Source organism: Zestosphaera sp. (assembly GCA_038727705.1).
Classification (GTDB): domain Archaea; phylum Thermoproteota; class Thermoprotei_A; order Sulfolobales; family NBVN01; genus Zestomicrobium.
Window position 1 is genome coordinate 16,577 of the sequence record JAVYVJ010000002.1, and the last position, 21,291, is coordinate 37,867.

Genomic DNA, 21,291 nt, shown 5'->3' on the forward strand with positions numbered 1-21,291 from the left:
TATGACTGCTAGGATATGGCTACGCTTTCATTACTGCCGTGATGCAGGCGCTCAACACCGCCTTCACCAGCAGATACAGGAGATCGATACATCCGATACTCCTCACAGGACTCAGAGCTTTAATGAGCCTCGCACCAGCCATCGCGGTGTGCTTTCTCACAGGCTTTAGAGCGGATACTGCCCTCACCAGCGTCCTCCTATTCATCGCGTCAGCCCTCATAGGTCCTGGGGTGGGGGACGCTGCCTACACTAAGGCCATCCAGATGGTGGGGGGCGGGAGGGCCGTCATCGTGGCCAACATCTACATATTCGTGGCTCAAGCACTCTCAACCCTGACTGGAGAGGTGTTGGGCTTCGGAGTAGTGCTGGGGGCCGTCCTGGCGTTCACCGGATCCGCGATTTCCGTGTCCCACAACATGAATCGGGGGAGCGCCTCCCTGAGGGGGATATGCTACGCGGCTCTCGCGTCGCTTAGCTGGGGTCTCGGCACGGTGTTGAATAGGGTGGCGCTCAACTACGCCGAACCTATGTCGTTGCTGACGATCAGGATGTTAGTCCTTACCGCAGTCTTCATCCCTGCAGGACTGCTCACCATCTCCGCGAAGAAAGACTACAGCATACACACTAACCTAGGAAATCTGATCAAGTGCTCGATCATAACAGGACTTGTGGGCTGGTTCAGCGGCATGTACTTCTTCCTCCTATCGCTGGCCACCATAGGGACCGCGTCAACGGTTATCGTGACGGCCTCAGTCCCCATAATGTCTATGGCTATGAATAAGATCGTGGCCAAGGAACCACTCGGCCTCAGGCTCGTTCTGGGAGCCAGCCTAACGTCACTCGGCATAGGGGTGGCGGCCCTCCTAAGCTGACCGACCATACCTCGGAATATATCACATCCCTGCGGACGCGGTTAAGATGGAATTAATTTGGGTGGGGGATGGGACCCACCAAGGCGTCAGGCGGGACGAAGACTGAGCACCGATGAAACGCCGACCATCGGGGAACGACCGTCAACCGATGAAGAGTTGCCAGTGATTTTATCTAATAGTGCGGTCTTTAGAGGCTCTGCAGGCCGGGCCGGACTCGGAGAGGTGGTCAGCGCGGTAGGTTCAGGAGCTCCTATGATTCAAGCCGGAGGTTGCTAAGAGTCCCGATATTTTAAGTCGTGTGTAGTAATTTAATTTGGATGAGCATTATGGCATGGCTCACTGATAAGTGGTTCGTAAGTCCTTATAATTATGTCGATGAAGTCCGTAAGAGCATGAAGTTGCCTGAGAAGGTATACATCCACGACACCACATTGAGGGATGGTGAGCAACAACCCGGAGTGGTTTTCAGGAAGGGTGAGAAGCTGGAGATAGCTATGGCTCTGGACGACGCCGGGGTCGACTTCATAGAGGCGGGGATGCCGGCCGTCTCAAGAGAGGATCTGGAGGCAGCTAAAGCCATCGCCAGGCAGGGTCTTAAGGCTAAGGTGTTGGTATTCACCAGATGTCTGAAGGAGGACGTGGACCTGGCCCTCGAGGCGGAGGTCCCCGGGGTGGTTATGGAGTTGCCTGCAAGCGATCACATAATGGAGTACGCCTACAAGTGGCCCATCGATAAGGCTTTGGAGAGGTCTCAGGACGCTGTGGAGTACGCTAAGCAACACGGCCTCTACGTCAAGCTGTTCACGATAGATGCTACGAGATCTAGCCTCGAATTCCTCAAGACGATGACCGAGAGTGTCGGCAGGAGGCTGGACGTCCTCACCATAGCGGACACCTTCGGCGTCATGAACCCATACGCTATGGAGTACTTCATAAGAAGGGTCAGGGAGTTTGTGGATAAGCCTGTGGAGGTACACACTCATGACGACTTTGGTCTGGCGGTCGCAAACTCCGTGGCCGCTGTGGTGGGCGGTGCGACAACAGTACATGTGACCGTTAACGGGATTGGGGAGAGATCAGGGAATGCGGCCTTGGAGGAGACGGTGCTCACGCTGGAGCTTCTGCTGGGGGTTAGGACTAACGTCAGGCTGAACAGGCTGTACAAGCTATCGAAACTTGTTGAGAGTCTGTCGGGAGTGCCGTTACCGCCTCAGAAGGCTGTCGTGGGAGATAACGCGGTGAGGATAGAGTCTGGGATTCTGGCTGATTGGTGGTACAGCGTGAAGGACTCAAGACCCGTTGAGGTGCTACCTTATCTGCCGACGCTGGTGGGTAGGAAGGCGGATGTGTCAGTGCTCCTCGGAAAGAAGTCAGGCAGGAGGAACGTAGTTGAGAAGCTGAGGGAGTGGAGGATCAGTGTGAGGGATGAGGAGGTGGCTTTGATTCTGATGAGGCTGAAGGATATAGCGGTCGAGAGGAAGAGGATCCTGACGGAGGATGAGTTCAGGGAACTAGTGCGGGAAGTCCTCAGAGCTAAGGTCTAGGCCCTCGGGGAAGTCCAAACACTTTATTTTAAAGCAAGCATACCTAATTATTCGGTGTTTAGCGATGATGGTCAGCAGAGCGGAAGTATACGACCTGCTAACCCGTCACTTGAAGGACGAGAGGATGATCAAACACTGCATAGCCACGGAAGCCATCATGAGGGCTCTAGCCAAGAAGCTCGGCGAGAACGAGGGTATGTGGGGTCTTGTAGGTCTCCTGCATGACATCGACTACGACTACGTTGGAAGGGATCCGCTCAAGCACGGGCTGGGCGCCCTGGAGCTCTTAAAGGGGGTCCTTCCCGACCACGCCTTAGAGGCGATAGCAATGCACAACGACCGAAACGGGTTCAGAAGCCCCTCAGAGGCTGCGGTGAGGCTCTCCCACGCGCTCAGGGCCTCAGACCACCTCTCAGGCCTCATCGTAGCAACGGCTCTAGTGATGCCGGGCAAGAGGCTGAGTGAGGTGAAGGTGGAATCCGTAATGAAGAAGTTTAAAGCCAAGGACTTCGCGCGCAACATAGACAGGAACAGGATCTTAGAGATTGAGAAGCTCGGCCTAAGCCTGGAGGACTTCCTCAGCGTCGGCTTGGAGGCACTTAACGGAGTCGCCGGGGAACTCGGCCTCTAGTCATGGGAGGGTCTCATCAAACGCTCTTCAGATGCTCCAACACCTCCACAAGCCTTGAGACCAGGTGTCCATGGTACCGCCTACCCTTCTCAGGAGAGGCCTTGGAAGGACTTCCCGATATGTAGTCACCGCTGATGCTCCCAATTCTTTCCATGTCCTCCCTCGTACTCGGCACGTAGCAGAGTGTGTCCCTGACGTCCCTGGGGTCCGGGTGATATAGAGGTCTCTCAGCAGGTCTGCAGTCTCTTATCAGCTCCCTCTTAACGAGCCCCGGATACCTGTAGAGCATGTGTGAAGTCTCTATTTCGTCCGCGTGCCCGACGGGACCGAAGCCGAGCTCGCTCGCCACCTCCCTACTCATGTAGGCTGGGTCGAAGAGAACTACATGCACTTTAAGAACCCTCCTAGCTCTCTCAGCAACCACCTGCATCCACGGAATATTCACCAGCCTGTGGCCATTGATCACTACGAACTTTCTGAAGCCGTGATCACTCAAGGAAGCTACGACATCATGGAGGACCTCACTCAGAACCTCAGGCCTCACACTTATTGTGCCCGGCGCGATCATGTGATGCGGACTCCATCCAAACCAGAGCGGCGGGACTATAGGCACCCCTGTTGCGTCGCTTGCGTCCTCGGCCAGAGCTATCGCGACCAATGTGTCAGTGCCTAGCGGAGCAAACCTACCATGTTGCTCGGTGCTCCCTACAGGCACTAGGATCCTGTCGTCGCCCTCCAAATAGTGTTTAACTTCAGGCCAGGTCATCTCATGCAACCACTTAGGCATTTTTGGCTCACCCCGCACTAAATGACGTTACTCAATTACCCTGACAGCGACGGGTGGCTTGACCCTCTCCCTCGCGTCAACAGGTATTAGAGCCTCGACCTCGTCCTTCCTGTAGCCGATCAGGTAGCTGGTGTTATTGGCGACCACGCAGGAGTGGCTGGGTATGATCTCCACCTTATCCCCGACCCTCAAGTCCGTCGCGCCGTCGACGAGGGCCTTACTCACCTCCTCGGACAGACTGACGATGGTGAGCTCCGGATGCCCTTTTACAATTCCGTAGCCCTTGAGGATGGTCGTGCTGTGAGCCCCTCTGTCGGAGCTGAGGGTCTTGCTACCCGCATCTATGATCAGCCTGTCCGGGGCTGGACGCGATATCACGGTGGCTAAGACTGTGAGAGCGCAACGGTCCTCAGTAACGGTCCCCAGAGCTACCTGCGTTGCGTCGTAGAAGACGTAGTTGCCCGGCCTCATGACGTTCACGACGTCAGACTTAACGACGTGCCTGGATGTGGGGGTGCAACCCGTAGCAACTATGTCCACGTCATGACCACGCTCCCTCAGCAAGGTTGCGGCAGTCCTTAAGGCTCTCACCTCATCCTCAGCGCTTCGACGGACTTCCTCAGCGTTCCTGGATGCGTAAGCGTGTCCTGAATGTGTGCAGACCCCTCTAAGCCTGAGGTTAGGGAGTCCCTGAAGCCTCTCGGCCAGGTCGACCACCCCCTCAGGCTCGACGCCGAGGCGATGGCCACCGCTATCGATCTTAATCAGGTACTCCAAGCTAACACCGCTCTCCCTCAGGAGCTTGCTGGTTAGGTGGGCTACATCGACGTTGTCTATAGTAAGCATTACACGTGCCCTCCCTGCCAGAGCTATGACGCGCTTCAAGTTCTCCGGATTCGCTATTGGGTAGGCCATCATGATGTTAGCGAAGCCTTTAGACACGAGGACCTCGGCCTCATCTACGGTGCCTACGAGAAAGCCCTCAGCGCCTGCCTCATACTGCATTCTAGCTATGGTGGAGCTCTTGTGAGTTTTAACCATGGGCCACAGACTCTTGCCGTGGGATCTGCAGAGGTCAGCCATCTCCCGTATGTTAGCCTCTAGGGCATCCAGGTTCACCAGAACGTTGGGGGTTGCTAACTCAAACAACCTCACCAAATACCACCAGTTAAGTATCTCATCATTCGAACTTAAAACTGCAATCCGGGTGCGCGTGGGTTTCGATGGGGATGAAACTCCTGTATCTCAGAGCCTCGCTCTGAAGTAGTTCTGGACGTAAATTGCGGCAGCAGGATTGTGGCCTGTCACCCTATCCTTGACTATCAGGTACGTCACGGGAGCTTTAGAGTGCATTATGAAGAGAGTGTCGTGACCGACGCACAGGCCCACCACCACGTTTAGCTCCGTGCCGACAGCGTTCAGGAGATCCGCCTGAACCACTGGATTGCACATGGATTCATGCGTGCCTGGGGTTAGTTTTTGATCCTCGCTCAAACCCACCCGCGTCTTGTCAACACCACCGCACTTACAGCACACTGAGTAGACTTCGAAACCCTTGCTCTCAAAGTACTTGACGACCTGTTCGGCCTCACTGCTCAGACCTATGCAGAAAGCCACCCCTAATCTTCTTAAGCCAAGCTTCCGGGCAAACTCAACGATCTCACGCAACCTAGGCCAGGTGCAATAACCTTCCTTCTCCACTAGGGAGGCCGTCCTGTGGATCTCCTCCACAAAGCCACTGTACCTGCTGAGGGCGTTCTGAACGACCTCCGGGTAGACCACCATGGGACATATGTTGGGCTTGATGGCTTCTGGGTTCCTGCTACATGGTTTGGTTCTGCAATAAGCGCAGTTAGGAGACCTCATACTCTCGCCCAGGACACCTCACCGAGACATAACGTTCACAATCAGTGTAATAAATGGTGGTTGCAGTCGCGGTCGTCAGACTCTAAAGGCATTATTTCCTCAGCGCAGGACCGTTCCCACCAGCTACTTCCTGTGTGCTAGACCCACTAGATCGGATACTCTCGAATAGCCTAACTCCACAGCCCAGTTGCTTAACCCCTTCAGGATCGATGAGATCAGCTCCCTAGGCCTCCCGAGAGCTAAGGCCGAACCAACTTGGATAGCCTTAGCCCCAGCTAGAATCAGCTCAGCCGCTGAAACCCAGTCCACGACCCCGCCGACCCCGATTACGTCAGGGCTGAACTCTCTGTAGACATCGTAGACAACCCTAACTGCGATGGGGTGTATAGGAGGTCCTGAAAGCCCTCCAAATATGTTGCTCAAGACGGGCTTCAGAGCGTAGACGTCGATAGCCATGGCTCTGACCGTGTTTATTAACGTGAGGGCTCGAGCACCGGCCTCCAGCGCCTTGCCGGCGGACTTAACGTAGTTATCGCTCAGACCCAGCTTGACTATGACTGGTACGCTGCTCACCGAAGCAACGGCCCCAGCCACCTCGAACACGTTAGTCGGGTCGCTGCCCACATCAAGGCCGTAGCCCTTCGTGTGAGGACAGCTGAGATTAAGCTCGAGCGCGTTAGCGCCTGAATCAAGGGCGACTGACGCCACCCTCACGTAGTCCTCCACAGCCGAACCTCCGACGCTGACTATGACGGGGAGCCCCAACTCCACACCCTTTCTGACGACCTTAGGCAACTCGTCGACGCCCGGGTTGGCGAGGCCGACTGCGTTGAGATAACCCCCGCATCCCAGCCCGATAATTATCGGCGGTCCGTAGCCCTCCCTAGGGGATACTGTGAAGGTCTTAGTCACCACCGCCGCCACACCGTACCCAGCCAGCCTGACGAGGTGTTCAGGGTACGCACCAAGGACGCCGCTGGCGTTCATTAGGAGGTGCTTCAGCCTGACTCCGGCGACTGCAGTACTTAAGTCGGCTTCAGCGTTCAAGGTACTCCATCACCTCTCCACACGTGAAGACGGGCCCGTCGACGCATAGAAGCTTGCCCGTTGGCGGCAAGTAGCAGGAGCCGCACAACCCGATTCCGCACTTGACCATGGCTTCGAGGACTACGTAGGTAGTCACTCCCCCAGTAACTCTGCAGAGGGTTCTGAGCATCCCTTTAGACCCAACGCCCACAACCAGGTCGTATCTGTTCCTCCTAAGCAATGTCTCAGCGAGCTCTGAGGCGAGCCCGCAGTACCCGACACTACAATCCTCAGTGGCTACGTGGAGGTACTCGACCCCACTCATGAAGGAACCTAGGTTGAACAACTCGCTTCTCCTCTTAACTCCCCACACCACCTCGAACCTATGACCCTTAGACGCCAGATACTTAGTTATGTAAGGCACTGGAGCGACGCCAGAGCCGCCTACAACAAGAAGCACTGAAGACCCCTCGGACACGTCTAGAGGTGTGCCGAGAGGCCCTTTAAGACCTACGAAGGAGCCTGGACCCAGCTCTGAGAGCTTGCGCGTCCCAAATCCTCTAACTTCATATATGAACGTCACCTCCCCATCCGCGTTGTAGTCAGCCACGCTCAGAGGCACCTCATCGACCCCAGGAATCCAAACCATGAAGAACTGAGCTGGCTTAGGGACGTAGCTCAGCGACTGCGGACGAACCCTCATAACGCGGAATCTCTGGCTCAAAGCGTTGTTCAGAGAAACCCTGGCCGGGGTTACTGAGTGCTTGGGGAAATCGGGCTTAAGGCGCTCCCCACAAACTGCAGGCAACTCGGATCTATGCACTGAACCCACTCAATTACCGTGTTTAAGACTTAAAAGTCTTTCTATACCTGAACTGCAAGAGCAGGGCTGGGAAAAGCTTATTAGTCCAGACGTAGCTACTTAAGTGGGCATTTGGGTAAAGTAGTAGTCGCGTTGGATCCTCCACCTAAGGAGAATCCTGAATCGTGGGTTAAGGAGCGTGCGGAGGCTCTTGGGGGCTCGCCTTCAGCGTTTAAGGTCGGGCTTCCACTGCTCCTCAGGACAGGCATCGGCATTCTGAAGGAGGTTGTAAGCGCTTCCAGCAGACCCGTAATAGCGGATCTGAAGCTGGCCGACATAGGTGAGGTAATGTCGTACGCGGTTGAGGCAGTGGCGGACGCAGGGGTTGACGCAGTGATAGCCCACGCGTTCGTCGGAAGGCGTGGCGCGCTGGATAAGCTGGTGCAGACCTCGAGGGAGGTCGGCGTTAAGTTGCTACTTCTCGTGTCGATGAGCCATCCAGGCTCCACAGAGTTCATCGACAAACACCTCAACGAGTTGGTTGCGGAGGCTCTGGAGCTTGGCGTGTGGGGGGTTGTGGCTCCAGCAACTAGGGTGAACGTCATCAGGGCGGTCAGGGAGGCGGTTGGAGATAAACTACTTATATACTCTCCCGGCGTTGGCGCCCAGGGAGCTGAACCCGGAAGCGCGATATGCGCTGGAGCCGATTACGAGATAGTTGGGAGGGCCGTGACAGGCTCTCCTAACCCTAGGGAAGCCCTGGAGAGGATAGCGTCTGAGCAGGAGCGGAGGGTTAGGCTATGCAGGAGCTGATACACGAGCTCTATAAGGTCGGGGTAGTTAAGCTGGGTTCCTTCGTATTGAGTTCAGGTCTGACGTCGCCTTTCTACATAGATATGAGGAGAATCTATAGCTACCCTAAGGTCATGAGACTGATAGTTGACGAGGTCGCCAAGAGTGTGGATATGAGACCGTATGAGGTTCTAGTGGGCGTGGCCACCTCAGGGGTCGCTCTAGCAGCCTTCATAGCAGCCGCAACGGGCAAGCCTATGGCCTACGTGAGGCTTGAGAGGAAGGACCATGGGACGCTCAGTCAGGTGGAGGGTGAGGTCGCAGGCAAGTCCTCGTTAATAATAGACGATGTCGCCACTACAGGAGACTCGATACTCAGAACCTACGAAGTCCTCAAGAACTCCGGATCCATTCCAGCAGGGGCCCTAGTCATAGTGGATAGGGAGCAGGGGGCGGGCCTCAGAATCGCAGGGCTGGGCATGAGGTACCACTACCTAATGACGGCCCGCCAGCTCTTCACGATCCTCCACAAAGACGGCCTGATCAGCGACGCCGCATACGATGAGGTAATGAAGTATCTGGAGGGCTTCGGGAGGAAGTAGCTAAGCACGTACGGTGAGCTAAATGTTGCTCGCGTTCATGCGGCACGGGAGAGCGGAGCCTCTGAGGCCAGGTATGTCAGACGACGAGAGGAGGCTCACGCCTGAAGGGCGTGACGAAGCGGTCAAAGTAATCCAGATCCTCGACTTAAGGCCTAAGTACGTGGTGTCAAGCATCGTCAAAAGAGCGCTGGAGACCGCCGAGCTGGCTTCAAAGCTGCTGGGGGGTGTTGAAATCCTCCCACGCCGCGAGCTAACGCCGGAGCTCTTCAATCTCGAGTCTCTGAAGAACTTGCTGACCAACCTCGACCTCAGCGACGGCGAGACCGTCATGCTGATCGGGCACTCCCCAAGCATTGAGGATGTAATTCAGGAGCTTCTTAACGGGTTCCGGCTTTACCTACCGCCCGCGTCGCTGGCTTGCCTCGAGGTTAAACACCCTGAGCTGAGCGAGGCATCGTTGAAACTTTACATAAGACCGGATTACATTCGGGGAAAATGAGATATTAAGTTAGGGTCAACCATCGTCCCAGACTCTCCCTAACTACTTCTTAAGGAACTCGTCAAGCCTTGTCAGGAATTTACTTATCTCGAGCGGTATGACTATCTTTGAGGACGGGGCTACTGCTATCTTCTCAAGAGTCTCATAGTATCTCAGCAGCAATGTGTTCGGCGTTAACTGTCTGGCCGCCTCCTCAACCTCAAGCAACGCCTTCCTCCTGCCCTCCGCCTCAAGTATGGCCGCCTGCATGTCACCCTCAGCCTTCCTTATTCTCGCCTCCTTGTAGCCCTCCGCCTCAAGAATCGCTGACTGCTTCTTACCCTCCGCCTCAAGTATCATCGCCCTCTTACTCCTCTCAGCCGCCATCTGCTTTATCATCGCCTCCTGAACCTCGCTCGGCGGTTTAATCTCCTTGATCTCGACTGAGGTTATTTTTATCCCCCAGCGGTCAGTAACTTCGTCGAGCTTAGCCCTCAACGACTGGTTTATGTAGTCCCTCCTCGCCAAGACGTCATCCAGGAGCAGGTCGCCCACTATGGCTCTGAGCGTGGTCACGGCAATGCCTGTGGACGCCATCACGAAGTTTTGAACGGACTTAACAGCCAACTCTGGATCGAAAACCTTCATATATATCAGGAGGTCTATGTTAACGGGCGCGTTATCTTTAGTTATGCAGGTCTGAGGAGGTATGTCGAGGACCATCTCCCTTAAGTCTATCCACACACCGCTATCTATTATCGGCACCAGGAAGACCAGGCCGGGCCCTTTAATGGATATTATCTTGCCGAGCCTGAACACCACGAGCCTCTTATACTCGGGAATTATCTTCAGGTGTGATAGTACGATGCCCAAGAAGATGGCTAGGAATATAGCAATTACTACCAGGGTTACTGGATCAATCATGCATTCACCTCATGATAGTAATACTTTAAAAGCTAATACTTTAAAAGCTTTAAAGTCGTTAATGAAGGGGGCTCAACAACACGGCTGGACCTCGCAGTCCAGCCACGACCAGCCCTAGCAACCGCGTGCTTTAAGGATCTTCAGGGTTGGTATCTTAGCCAACTTCTCCGGCTTGATGAACTCCCAGAGCAGGCCCTCAGGCCTCACCCTAGGGCCTCTCGCCCGTATGAGTCTGGTCGGAGTTGCTATTAGGTCGACGGTGAAGTCCCACGGCTCCATGGGTATCTTCCCGCTCACCACCTGCAGGTCATGGACCGTAGTTAATATGCACACGTCGGGCGTCACCTTACCGCATTCGAAGAGCATCCCATATTCAAGCTCTGAATACCCCTCGCCCTTGCCCAACCTCCCCCCGAATGAGTCGACAACGACGGAGCCCGCTACAATTAAGTCCACTTTAGGTAGGCTCCATGGATCAACAAGTTCACCGTACTCGAAGGAACCCCTTATGGTTGACGCGTAGCTGATCGCATCCTCAGGTATTCTACCCGGGTCCAGGAGCAGAAAACCCTCGGAGATCCTCGGTGTCGGCATAACAAGGGTCCTGCCTGAACGCAGTACCATCTCCCGCACGGGCTTCTGCGGCGAGTCTGGGTTCACCTTAACAACCCTACTACTGTTAAATAGACCCAGGTTAAGCAACCTCACCGCAGCAGACTCAGCCCCGACGAAGTTTGGGATTCTCCCATACACAGGGCGGGGGAACCTAGCAACGTTCTTTGACTCCATCAAGTCCCAGACACTCCTCCTGAGGTCCTCCCTAAACCTAATGAGGTCCGCCGGACTCATCAATCCTCTCCTCAACCTTCTCCACATACACTATGAGCCCCTTAACCTCCACAACCCTGACCCTGCTGCCCGGCTCTATATCCCCCTTAGTGGAGTAAGCAGTCCAGTCCTCGCCCAGCACATGAACAACCCCTGGACTCCCGGTCGTCACCCTCGTTTTAGCCACACCGACCTCGCCCAGCAGCCTCTCCCTCAACGACCTGCTCCTCAACCTTCTGGTCTTGCCGGCCTCATAACCCACATATATCATCAGCCCTCCGATCATGGCGAAGCCCATCGCTATGGCGATAGTAAGTGTTGAGGGCGCTCCGAAACCCCCTCCAGCGAGCACCTCATAAGAGCCTACCAGCATCAGTATGATGCCCGTCACTCCGAAAGCCCCGAAGCCGGGGGTCATTACCTCAATCAGCAGGAGCGCCATGCCTATCATCAGCAGGGCCAGTGCGAAGAGGCTTACCGGCACCACGGACATCGAGTAGAGCGCAAGTAGCAACAGAATTACGCCCCCCACAGCATAGCCCTGAAACCCTGCCTGGACGAACTCGACGAATATGAGGGCCACACCCACGATCAGGGCCAGCGAGCTGACTATAGGTGCTGAGAATACAGATACCAGGTAGTCCCAAGGCGTGTAGGTCACCAGAACCAGCTCGTCGAGACCTAATAGTTTCTTCAGACCGTCTAAATCGTTGACGGGCTCCGCAAAACCCATCGCTACAGCCTCGTTGAAGCTCAGAACTCTGTTGCGGGTCACGAACTCCTCAGCAATTCTCACCAGGGACTCGTTACCTTTGAAGGCTTGCATGGCAAGAGTCCTGAACCTGCCCGACACGTAGCTAACGGTCTTCTCGTCGGAGGGTAACGGCTGGGCGGCACCTATGGTGGAGGCTTGACCCATGAATATCCTCTCGCCAAGCAGGGCTATTAAAGCCCCAGCCGAAACCGCCTTACCTCCCGGAGGGATGTACGTGTACACAGTCAGGCCGGACTCCGTGACGGTCTTGATTATGTTGTCCGCGGCCGCTAAGTAGCCACCGTACGTGTCTATGTAGAGCACTAACACCGACGACCTGCTGAGCGCTTCGCTCACAGCACGTGAAACAACCTCTACAGCGCCTCCGTCAATGGTTGAGACGAGCTCAGCGACAACCCCAACCCTTCCCTGTGGGGGTGTTGCAGCAGAGATCATAAGCCCTAGCGGTAAGAGCAACCACAGCACTAAACCCCATTTAATGATGCCGCTGGCCATCGGCCATCAGAGATAAATATAGCAACAGCCATAATATAATCATCGCCTCGACCGCCCGCGACTAACAACCCTCAAGCCTAGTCCACGATTTTTAAACATTACTTAGTTAGTGGTTCCTTTGAAGGGCGAACCTCAAGACAGCTATGACCCCTCCCAATCCCTTCAGCTTAACGGCCAGCGGGGACTCTGCCGGAATTATCCTTACTCTACCTCCACGTTCCTCTACAGCGTTAAGCAGCTCGTCCACCCTGCCTGACTCATCGGAGCTGAGCAGGTCCTCGACCACCAGCAGGGTTTCCACTGCATTGTTGCGGGCGGCAAGCCCGACGTCCTCCAGCCCGTAGGCGACCCTGTCCGGCTCGGTGGCCAGCAGTTTAAGGAACTTGCCGAGTATTGCCTCACCCTCAACCACCACGAATTCCTGCAATAGGTTCTTAACTGAGTCCCTCCTGAGGAGTTCCTCAATCCCGGCCCTACCGCCTATCGATACTGAGTCGACGAAGACTCTAGCCCTGCCCCCTGCACGAGCTTTAACCTCCTCAGCTATGACCTCCCTGAGGACGGCCGGGGACCCGACCACAACAAAGTCCACGCCCTCTGACTCCATGTACCTTAGAACCTCGCCCGCAACCTGCTTAGCTATGGCCTCCACACTCGATTCCTTATCACTCCTCAGGCCGGGCAGGCTCAGGTCGTTCAGGAACCTGACGCCCTGATCGTAAAGCATGGCTAGGGAGGCCTCGTCAAAGTCCGCGGCGACCAGCAACGCCCTAAACCTCTTCCTGCTCGAGGTGTCTGTCAGCCTCTTCAGCGCAGCATGGCTCCATGACTCCTTGAATATCGTCAGCTCACCGCCAACATCCACGTTCAACGTATGGTGAGATCCCTTCAGCCCGTACTCCTCAGGGCCCTCAACCACCACGCCGTGGATCCTCAGCCTGCTTGCGAAGGGTTGGAAGTAGAGCTTCCCAACCCTGACCGCCAGCGTCATCGGCAACCTCCTCTTACCCTCACCATCCATCTTCACATCCCTAGTGGTTCTAGCCACCACCACATCCCCCTCCCTAACCACGTTCTTAATCACCCAGAGGTCGTCAACGTCTTCAATCCTCACTTTAACCCAGCCCTTCCTCAAATCCTTGTCAAGCACCTTCACCTGGCACTCCACACCGAAATAAATAATTCGCTGCGGCACTATTAACTACGCCCTACAACGCGACATACTGACCTGCATCTGCCATATTCATGATTCACGCGTCTGTTACAGTGGGGACTCCCCCGTGCTACGGAGCAGGCTGAAACATTATAAGCTCCGCTTGACCTAGATATGTGGTGTGCTGTGTGGACGCTGGGCTAGACTTCTTCTTCTTTCCTGAGAGCGTTGCGGTAGTTGGCGCGTCGAGAACCCCGGGTAAGGTGGGGTATGAGTTACTGAGGAACTTGCTGGAGTTCTATAAGGGGAGGATATACCCAGTCAACCCGGCAGCTACTGAGGTACTCGGCCTCAAGTCCTACCCGTCTGTCAGAGCGATACCTGATAAAGTCGATGTGGCAGTCATCTCAGTTCCTGCTGAGGTGGTTCCTGAGGCGGCCGCCGACGCCGGGGAGGCAGGGGTCAAGGGATTGATAGTGATCTCAGGGGGATTTAAGGAGGTCGGGTCTGAGGGGGTTGAGAGGGAGAGGAGGCTGACTGAGGTTGTAAAGCGGTATGGGATGAGGCTTATAGGGCCTAACTGCGTTGGCGTCTACGTCCCTAGGTCGGGGATGAACACGCTCTTCCTACCGAGGACCAGGCAGGGCTTCCCCCCACACGGTCACATAGCGTTCGTGTCCCAATCAGGGGCGTTCGGCTCCGCCGTCCTTGACTGGGCCGCCATGAGGGGGTTGGGTATGAGTAAGTTCATAAGCTATGGTAATAAGGCGGACGTGGACGATGACGACCTCCTGGAATACTTGCGAGGGGATCCTGACACGAGAGTGGTGACCATGTACGTTGAAGGGGTTGAGGACGGCGTGTCCTTCTTTAAAGCGTTGAAGGAGACAACCCCCATCAAGCCCGTCGTGGTGCTTAAGTCAGGAAGGTCGGAGGCCGGCGCTAGGGCAGCATCCTCCCACACAGGAGCGTTAGCCGGGCAGGATAAAGTCTACGACGCTGCCTTCAAGCAGTCTGGCGTGATTAGGGCTTACGGCATGGAGGAGCTCTTCGACATGGCCCTAGCCCTGTCCCTACAGCCCCCCTCCTACGGCCCCAGAGTGGTGGTCCTCACAGCCGGCGGCGGGTCGGGCGTCATGGCCACCGACGCACTCTCAGACCTCGGACTCCAAGTACCGAGGCTCAGCGACAAAACTGTGGAGAAGTTGAGGAGGGTTCTACTGCCGATAGCCTCACCCTACAACCCCGTCGACGTCACCGGATCTGCTAGGGATGAGCACTTCATTGAGGCTGCTGAGATATTGATGCTCTCCGGGGAGGCGGACGCGATCATGTGGCTGCCGTACTACATAATACCCGGAATCACCGATAAGTTGAATGAGGTCTTCGTCAGGATGGTTAACAAGATCAACGACACATTACCGCGTCCAATACCGGTGGTCGGGGTTGCAACAGGCGGTGCCTTCACGACGAAGTACTCGGTGGAGGCGGAGTCCATGGGCGTGCCCATGTACCTCTCCCCTGAGAGAGCGGCTCTAGCCATTAAGGCCCTGGCCGACTACGGAAGGTGGTTGAGAGTGACGGGTTCCTACGAAGACTACGTGGAGAGGTTTAAGAGGCTCAGAAGCTGATGCAGTCTGTTCAGCCCTCAAGTCACTTAAGTGTTAGGAAGATCGCGTTGTAGTACGCGATGGCGGTCAGGAAAAGCAGTGCTGTGGTAGGCAGTAAGTATTTGTAGACTCTAATCAGGTTCTCTCTGAAGTACTGTACCGTGAAGGCGAGGCAGAGGTGGGTCGGCGACGCCAGGTAGAACAGAAATGACGAGAGGTATATGAGTGAGGAGTCCCCGACGCTGGACAACGAGCTCGCCAGCAGAGGCACTGAGGACGTAATCCCCACTATAGTGCTGCCTGAGGTCAGGCTCAGGAGTCCTGGCAACATGATCTTAGCTATGATGTCTGGGAATCCCGAGGAACTTATAAGCGCACCGACGGCGGAGGATATCCCAGTGCCCAGCATGGCGTAGTATATCAACATGGCGCCGAGGCTCGACAGTACCATGTTGACCACCTTCTCACTCCTTAGCGATTTGAGGAAGTCAGGCAGCGTGACCGCAGCACCTCCGTATGCACGGGATACGACCACTATAGTCAGCACCCCCGCTAGGCCCCCAACGGCCACGCTGTAGTCGCTGTAGATGCTGAGTTCCCGCAGGATAGGGTTGCTCAGCAAAGCCACCGCCAGGGAGAACAGTATCGGCGACATATAGATCAACAGTCTACGGGTGTCAGCCACACCGTCCGTCTTATAGACGGCTCCAGAGCCTTCGGTAGTCCCTCTGCGCATGAGGTAAAGGCCTATGATGATCATGCCACACACTATAGGCACCTGGTAGATCGCTAACTCCATCACTGAATGCCCTGTCAGGGTGGCTGCGGTCACTAGAGGCTGGCTCATCGGATATACGAAGGCTACGGTGTGCCTGAACCACACGTTGAGGAACGCCATCATCGCTGGACTCAACCCCATGTAGGCGCCCACGCTGCCCACGACTGGCGCTGACATTAGGGCCCCGCCAGCTATCGGCAATAACCCCATCAAAGCCGGTACAACTAAGATGATTAAGTACGGCTTCTTAATGAAGTTGAGGAGCTCCTTACTCAGACCGTTGATCAGTCTCGTAACCTCATAGAGCTCGACCAGCAGGGAGATGGTTAAGGAAGCCAGAACCAGTGAGACGGTTCTCTCACTAGTTACTGTGGTGGTCAGGACTTCTGGGAGGAGGGCGGGGTTGGCTATCAACACCATGATCAACCCCTCAACAACTAGAGCCACGCCTATGCTGACTTTAAGACGTATTAGGGCGATAAGCACGGCCATCGAGATGACTACAGCCACTAACTCGATCACTTAAACTCCACCTGATACAATATCTCCTTAAGTCGTTGGGTAATTTAAGCATTCCTGAGATTAGTTCATGATGATCATGAAAGCAGTCTTAGTCGGATCGGCCACCGTAGACGTCCTGGGTGAGGGCGTCCGGGTGGGGGGTTCCGTCTACTACGGTGGTTTAGCATTGGCCAAGCATCTGGGGGTCGAGACCCATGCCGTGACTCTAATAGATAAGCGCAATACTGACCTGATCCTAGGGTCGTTCTTAGGTTCTGGGGTGGTGCTCCATCCGGTGGAGTGCAGCAGGGTGCCTCACTTCGTGATTAGGGAAGGCAAGGCTGTCAATGTCGTTGCCGACGAATGCAGAATACCTGCGGACATGGTTGAGAAGGTTCTCGAGGACGTCAGGCCTGACATCTTGATGCTCGCCCCAGTATTCCAGGAGGTTGAGGTGAGTGAGTATGTGGAGTTGCTGAGTGCCCTGGATCAAGTCAAGATTAAGTCGCTAGATATTCAAGGGTTTGTCAGATCCGCCGCAGGTGATGAGATCAAGTGCGTCTGGAGTGATGAACTCTTTGAGCTGATGGGTCTAGTTGACCTCACGCACGGAAATCTTAAAGAATTCTGCTTCTCCAGTAGTGGGGATACGGTAGTGAGGCGATTGCTTGAGAACGAGGTGTTGAAGAGCTCCGCAGTGGCTGCCACCATGGATTCGAGGGGACTCTACCTAATCGCAAAAGGCGACTCCTTCAAGCTATCGTCACTCAAGGTTGTAAGCGTCGATGAGGTTGGAGCCGGAGACGTGTTCACCGCTGTCACCAGCCACTACATGGCCGCAGGCAACGAACTCCCTGAGGCTGTTATGAAGGGGGTTGTTGCAGCCTCACTGAAGGTCAGTCGATCCTCGAGAAACTGGTTCACTGCCGAGGAGCTGGAGGAGCGACTGCCTGAGGTCGAGGTTCATCAACACATGCCTTGAAAACTTAATAGCACGTCAGCAGATCCTCCTATAGGTCGGCGCGGCGATGACGGTATTTCTTGTTGAGGATACTAGGGTAGGCCCTTTAGGAAATGTCTTCAAGACCCTGGGGCGTGAGGGCTGTGAAGATTTCGAGCGTGTCGATCCCCAATTCATTGCTTTAAGCAAGCTCCTTAAAGTCTGCGGCCCACCGTCTGTGTGGCTCGCGGCGCTGAACGGGCTTATAACGTATATGCTCACCATGCACGGTGAGGACTTCTGGACCCTTTTCACAGAGTTCGCAGCAGGTAGATGTGGCGGCTTGAGGAGCCTCAAGGATGCAGTGAGGTTAGTCAGCGAGTTCACATCCCTCCACAACAGACTAAGTCTAGAGGCTAAGCTGAGGCGTCTAGGTAGAGCCGCCCTATGTGGTGAGGCCTTCGAGAAGCTCTCCTTCGGTGACCTCAGGGGCTACGTGAGCAGCATATCCCGCTGTATAAGTGTTGATGAGGACTCGAAGACCGTGGTCTTCTCGGCCAAGATGGCCTACTACGTCCTCAAATCAGGGGGTCTGGAGGCGGACGTATCAGGTATTCCGATACCGGTCGACAGGAGAGTGGCTCTAGTGACCCTCACCTCGGGCCTGGTTAGCTCAGGCAGGGGATTGAGTGCAACCCTGGAGGGTCTGGAGGGCTTAGCACAGAACCTTATGAAGCACCCGAACATAGTTAGGGAGGCCTGGGATCTTGTCAGCAGGGCATCAGGGGTGCCGGCGATGAAGATGGACGCCCCGCTGTGGCTAGTGGGCAGATACATTAAGGAAGGGGGAGTCTCCACCACAAACATAGTGAGAAGCCTAAGGGATTCAGGTATAACGATTGAGAATGAAGTGCTGACCAGCTTGGTTTCCGAGCTAACACATGCACTTAGAAGGGGGCAAGTGTTTTAAAGGGAAAAAGAAGTTCAACTGGTTTTATCTTTACGGGTTCGTTGTTCGGGCGATTACTCCTTGACTAAGCCCTTCTTCTTGAGGTCTTCAACTTCTTTCTTGCTCAGGAACCTGACTACCTTAATCTTAGTCTCTGGGCTTGTCCCTACCACTGCCCACCTGTTGTTCTTTAACTTCATGAACTGCGGGTTCTGGATCTCAACCTTCTTCTTGGCCTTCACGTCGAAGGCCATCCACTTCTCCATATTTTTCACCGCAATAATAGTATCTACTCGGAGGTATATAAACTTATTGAGGGCTAACTCGATGATAACCCCTAGTAAATTCTTATTAAGAATTATAGATAATTTTATTACCGAGTGATACATTACATCATAGGTGGATAATTTATAGAGATAAAAAAAGCGCGGAGCCTTTAAAGGCGTGCATCATTGGCACGTGACGGTTGACGCATGAACTAATTAATTAGGAACCGCGTAACCTAGTGCTTGTGACCGCCGTCGAGCTTTAACCTCACGCAGGATCGGCATCTATATTATCGTGGAAGGCTCCTTCCCGGATTTAGCCTTAGCTGGGATTATTGGGAACTCTTCGTTGAACGTTGAGACTATGGTGAAGAAGGAGTTAATCAGTACGTAGACACGTTCAACAAACCTCGGCTTAAACCCCTCACTAACCTCATCTCTGAAGACCGCTTGAGCCACTGATATCGCCTGAGGGTCTACAGTGCTGGGTTGTACTACGACGTTGCATGCGGGACACATGCTGATGACTCTGCACATGAGTTTGGACGTGAACTTGAGAACCTCTTCAGGGCTCAGCTCGTTCAGTTTCCTCCTATGTTCAGGCGACACTGCGACTCCTATCAGGAGGACATACCTGTCCTCCCTTCCCTCCGGTCTGAAGACCTTGAAGTTTATGTTCATGGGGGGCTGGGTGAAGACGTCCAGACCCCAGACAACTTTGAAGGGTGGCTGAGGCTCCAGCCTCCGCACATTGAAGCCCTCCTCGATAAGCCATTTCTCCACCAGCTCGTCCGTGGATCCACTCATCAAAACTTCACCAACCACGCCACGTGATAATACTCAGTAACGTTATATAAATAGTAGCTAATCGGCTGTAAGATGGCGGGAGTTGCGGAACGCTGGATCCCCGCATAACCTTCGAAAGTATTTAATTTTTGATCACGCATTATACTATTTGGTGATAACTTGATCGGGAAACATCCTCTAGAGTTACCGCCACCCAGGAAATTCAGCAAGGACGAGATGGCTGAGGCTTTAAGACTCTCTATAATAGCTGAGCTGGATGCCGTCAACACGTACCTACAGTTAGCCAGGCATTGCGAGGACGAGGGTGTCAGGAAGCTATTCGAGGACATAGCTAAGGAGGAGAAGACGCATGTAGGCGAGTTCCTGGCGATGCTTAAGTCCTTAGATCCCGAGCAGGTCGCCGAACTTAAAGCCGGTGCTCAGGAGGTAAAGGAGCTGACAGGGGTCTCAGTTACTGAGGGAGATCCGCCTAAGGAGGAAGCCCTAAGCGAGGACAACGTTTTGAAAGATCTGGGCGCTAGAGCTAAGGAGGTGGTTGAGTCGGCTAGAAGGTTACGGAGGGTGCTTGACGTAGTCCACGTGGGCAGGGGTGTTGAGGGGGTCCTGCTGGAGGGGGTCTCGGCTGAGGAGACCGCCAAGTCGAAGGTCGGTAGGGTCGTGATGCTCAGTGAGTTGAGCACGCAGTTCAGTATTAAGGTGAGGACGCTGGACTACTGGAGCAGGACAGGCGTCCAGCCGGACCTATCGTCCCTAGTGCTCGCCTCGACGAGGCTGGCTCTAGCCGAGGAGAGAGCGATACTTGAAGGGGATTCTGAGAAAGGGTGGCCAGGCCTCCTAACATGCGGGATGAGCGTCAAGGAGGAGCTGAGCGACTGGAGTGTTCCAGGAAATCCAGTAGTGGACGTGTCAAAAGCGGTTAGAAGATTAATTAATGAAGCGATACCCCCACCCTACATAATGTTGGTGAATCCAGCAAGGTACGCAGACCTACTTAAGTACACGGAGAAGGCAGGCGTCATGGAATTACAGAGGGTTAAAGCGTTAGTGAACGAGGTCGTCCAGACACCGCTACTGGACGACAATAACGTCCTCATCATATCAACGAACAAACACATGATAGATCTGGTGGTCGGAGCTGACACAGTCCTTGACTATCTGGGGCCATCGGGAGATGAACATCTCTACAGACTTTGGGAAACCCTAGCACTGAGAATCAAAAACCCGAAAGCCATCATCCACCTCACGAAGAAATGAATCCTCAATGATATTTTTCTCAAGAGTGACCACGCTGTTTAACTCATTGTGTGGCTTACAACGCAACCATTAGAGGGTTATAGACGGTGTATAGCGAATTTCACAGTTTAGGTGAAGAGTCCGACTTTCCTCGATTGAGGAAATGTGATGCGTGTTTGATTCTAACGCAATCTTCTGAAGCCTGTATGGATATGTATTCCAAGCTCTGCAGCCGCTTCCTCAGCAACTTTCTCCACGTACGGTGACACAATAACCAGAGAGGGTTTCACACCCTCAATCCTTTCATAGAGTTGACCCACCCGCCATAGCTCAAAAACATCAGCTTTAGATACGCTTGACTTTACCTCCACGAGTATGTGCACACCATCTTTGATCACTAGGTCGACCTCTACTATGCTTGGATGACCGAAAACGAACCCCTCAGCGTCCCGGTAGACCCACTTTTCAACCTTACCTCCAAAATACTCCTCCACGATTCCCCTCATCCCACTTCTGAAGGACTCTTCAGTCAGCAATCCCCATCTAGCGCCTAAGGCTTGAATACTTAGAGTCAGCTCCTCAATTCTTTTGCTGTGCTCGCCTAAGATTCTCGAATGCTCCTCAATCCTCTT

The 21,291-nt window shown here is 54.4% G+C and carries 23 protein-coding genes; 10 read left to right on the plus strand and 13 right to left on the minus strand.

The features are described from left to right. Positions 1-5 precede the first annotated feature (5 nt). The 3 genes from QW772_04180 to QW772_04190 all read left to right on the plus strand — a co-directional run bounded on the left by QW772_04180 (position 6) and on the right by QW772_04190 (position 3,047). Entirely contained in the window at positions 6-872 is an 867-nt protein-coding gene (locus QW772_04180; GenBank protein ID MEM0038104.1) for a DMT family transporter, read from the plus strand. Between the two features lie 392 nt (positions 873-1,264). Further along, on the plus strand, positions 1,265-2,416 hold the full coding sequence (locus tag QW772_04185; protein ID MEM0038105.1) for a homoaconitate hydratase: 1,152 nt from the start codon (positions 1,265-1,267) through the stop codon (positions 2,414-2,416). A gap of 64 nt (positions 2,417-2,480) precedes the next feature. Beyond that, entirely contained in the window at positions 2,481-3,047 is a 567-nt protein-coding gene (locus QW772_04190; protein ID MEM0038106.1) for an HDIG domain-containing protein, read from the plus strand. 16 nt (positions 3,048-3,063) lie between these two features. Here the strand turns inward: QW772_04190 and QW772_04195 are convergent, their stop codons facing one another. The 5 genes from QW772_04195 to QW772_04215 form a co-directional block, all read right to left on the minus strand. Further along, positions 3,064-3,834, minus strand: coding sequence for a creatininase family protein (locus tag QW772_04195; protein MEM0038107.1), 771 nt, complete (start codon positions 3,832-3,834; stop codon positions 3,064-3,066). A 27-nt stretch (positions 3,835-3,861) separates the two neighbouring features. After that, positions 3,862-4,989: an alanine racemase gene (locus QW772_04200; GenBank protein ID MEM0038108.1), complete on the minus strand. Its 1,128-nt coding sequence runs from the start codon at positions 4,987-4,989 to the stop codon at positions 3,862-3,864. Between the two features lie 90 nt (positions 4,990-5,079). Then, positions 5,080-5,700 carry a DUF1847 domain-containing protein gene (locus QW772_04205; GenBank protein ID MEM0038109.1) on the minus strand — a complete coding sequence of 207 codons (621 nt, stop codon included), beginning with the start codon at positions 5,698-5,700 and terminating at the stop codon, positions 5,080-5,082. 123 nt (positions 5,701-5,823) lie between these two features. Next, the gene (pyrD, locus tag QW772_04210) at positions 5,824-6,747 is read right to left on the minus strand and encodes a dihydroorotate dehydrogenase PyrD (GenBank protein MEM0038110.1); all 924 of its coding nucleotides are present in this window, start codon (positions 6,745-6,747) and stop codon (positions 5,824-5,826) included. Then, positions 6,737-7,558, minus strand: a complete 822-nt coding sequence (locus QW772_04215; GenBank protein ID MEM0038111.1) for a dihydroorotate dehydrogenase — start codon at positions 7,556-7,558, stop codon at positions 6,737-6,739. The genes pyrD and QW772_04215 overlap by 11 nt, the downstream gene beginning before the upstream one ends. A gap of 102 nt (positions 7,559-7,660) precedes the next feature. On the opposite strand from QW772_04215, the gene pyrF reads away from it, so the two are divergent. Genes pyrF through QW772_04230 form a run of 3 tightly spaced genes read left to right on the plus strand, consistent with a single transcriptional unit; the run spans position 7,661 to position 9,421 of the window. Then, positions 7,661-8,341 (plus strand): orotidine-5'-phosphate decarboxylase, encoded by a 681-nt coding sequence (gene pyrF, locus QW772_04220; GenBank protein ID MEM0038112.1) that lies wholly within the window; start codon positions 7,661-7,663, stop codon positions 8,339-8,341. Further along, entirely contained in the window at positions 8,329-8,922 is a 594-nt protein-coding gene (gene pyrE, locus QW772_04225; protein ID MEM0038113.1) for an orotate phosphoribosyltransferase, read from the plus strand. Before pyrF ends, pyrE begins: the two co-directional genes overlap by 13 nt. A 22-nt stretch (positions 8,923-8,944) precedes the next feature. Continuing rightward, entirely contained in the window at positions 8,945-9,421 is a 477-nt protein-coding gene (locus QW772_04230) for a histidine phosphatase family protein (protein MEM0038114.1), read from the plus strand. Between the two features lie 42 nt (positions 9,422-9,463). Here QW772_04230 and QW772_04235 read toward each other — a convergent pair whose 3' ends face one another. The 4 genes from QW772_04235 to QW772_04250 form a co-directional block, all read right to left on the minus strand. Continuing rightward, positions 9,464-10,324 (minus strand): SPFH domain-containing protein, encoded by an 861-nt coding sequence (locus QW772_04235; protein ID MEM0038115.1) that lies wholly within the window; start codon positions 10,322-10,324, stop codon positions 9,464-9,466. Positions 10,325-10,438: 114 nt separating this feature from the next. Then, entirely contained in the window at positions 10,439-11,173 is a 735-nt protein-coding gene (locus tag QW772_04240) for a 5-formyltetrahydrofolate cyclo-ligase (GenBank protein ID MEM0038116.1), read from the minus strand. Further along, positions 11,151-12,422, minus strand: a complete 1,272-nt coding sequence (locus QW772_04245) for an NfeD family protein (GenBank protein MEM0038117.1) — start codon at positions 12,420-12,422, stop codon at positions 11,151-11,153. Before QW772_04245 ends, QW772_04240 begins: the two co-directional genes overlap by 23 nt. A gap of 106 nt (positions 12,423-12,528) precedes the next feature. Then, the gene (locus tag QW772_04250; protein ID MEM0038118.1) at positions 12,529-13,578 is read right to left on the minus strand and encodes an mRNA surveillance protein pelota; all 1,050 of its coding nucleotides are present in this window, start codon (positions 13,576-13,578) and stop codon (positions 12,529-12,531) included. A gap of 185 nt (positions 13,579-13,763) precedes the next feature. On the opposite strand from QW772_04250, the gene QW772_04255 reads away from it, so the two are divergent. Next, entirely contained in the window at positions 13,764-15,206 is a 1,443-nt protein-coding gene (locus QW772_04255) for a CoA-binding protein (protein MEM0038119.1), read from the plus strand. Between the two features lie 22 nt (positions 15,207-15,228). Here the strand turns inward: QW772_04255 and QW772_04260 are convergent, their stop codons facing one another. Beyond that, positions 15,229-16,485, minus strand: coding sequence for a DUF401 family protein (locus QW772_04260; protein ID MEM0038120.1), 1,257 nt, complete (start codon positions 16,483-16,485; stop codon positions 15,229-15,231). 67 nt (positions 16,486-16,552) lie between these two features. On the opposite strand from QW772_04260, the gene QW772_04265 reads away from it, so the two are divergent. Beyond that, complete coding sequence (locus QW772_04265; protein ID MEM0038121.1) at positions 16,553-17,446, plus strand: PfkB family carbohydrate kinase; 894 nt, start codon at positions 16,553-16,555, stop codon at positions 17,444-17,446. 46 nt (positions 17,447-17,492) lie between these two features. Next, positions 17,493-18,374 (plus strand): N-glycosylase/DNA lyase, encoded by an 882-nt coding sequence (locus tag QW772_04270; protein ID MEM0038122.1) that lies wholly within the window; start codon positions 17,493-17,495, stop codon positions 18,372-18,374. Positions 18,375-18,427: 53 nt separating this feature from the next. Here QW772_04270 and QW772_04275 read toward each other — a convergent pair whose 3' ends face one another. Together QW772_04275 and QW772_04280 are read right to left on the minus strand one after the other, a co-directional pair. After that, entirely contained in the window at positions 18,428-18,619 is a 192-nt protein-coding gene (locus QW772_04275; protein ID MEM0038123.1) for a hypothetical protein, read from the minus strand. Positions 18,620-18,904: 285 nt separating this feature from the next. Then, positions 18,905-19,444: a DUF2299 family protein gene (locus tag QW772_04280; protein MEM0038124.1), complete on the minus strand. Its 540-nt coding sequence runs from the start codon at positions 19,442-19,444 to the stop codon at positions 18,905-18,907. Between the two features lie 141 nt (positions 19,445-19,585). Here QW772_04280 and QW772_04285 point away from each other — a divergent pair, with 141 nt between their 5' ends. Next, positions 19,586-20,680: a family 1 encapsulin nanocompartment shell protein gene (locus QW772_04285; GenBank protein ID MEM0038125.1), complete on the plus strand. Its 1,095-nt coding sequence runs from the start codon at positions 19,586-19,588 to the stop codon at positions 20,678-20,680. 161 nt (positions 20,681-20,841) lie between these two features. Here the strand turns inward: QW772_04285 and QW772_04290 are convergent. After that, on the minus strand, positions 20,842-21,291 hold a 450-nt coding region (locus QW772_04290), incomplete at its 5' end, for a DUF3782 domain-containing protein (GenBank protein ID MEM0038126.1).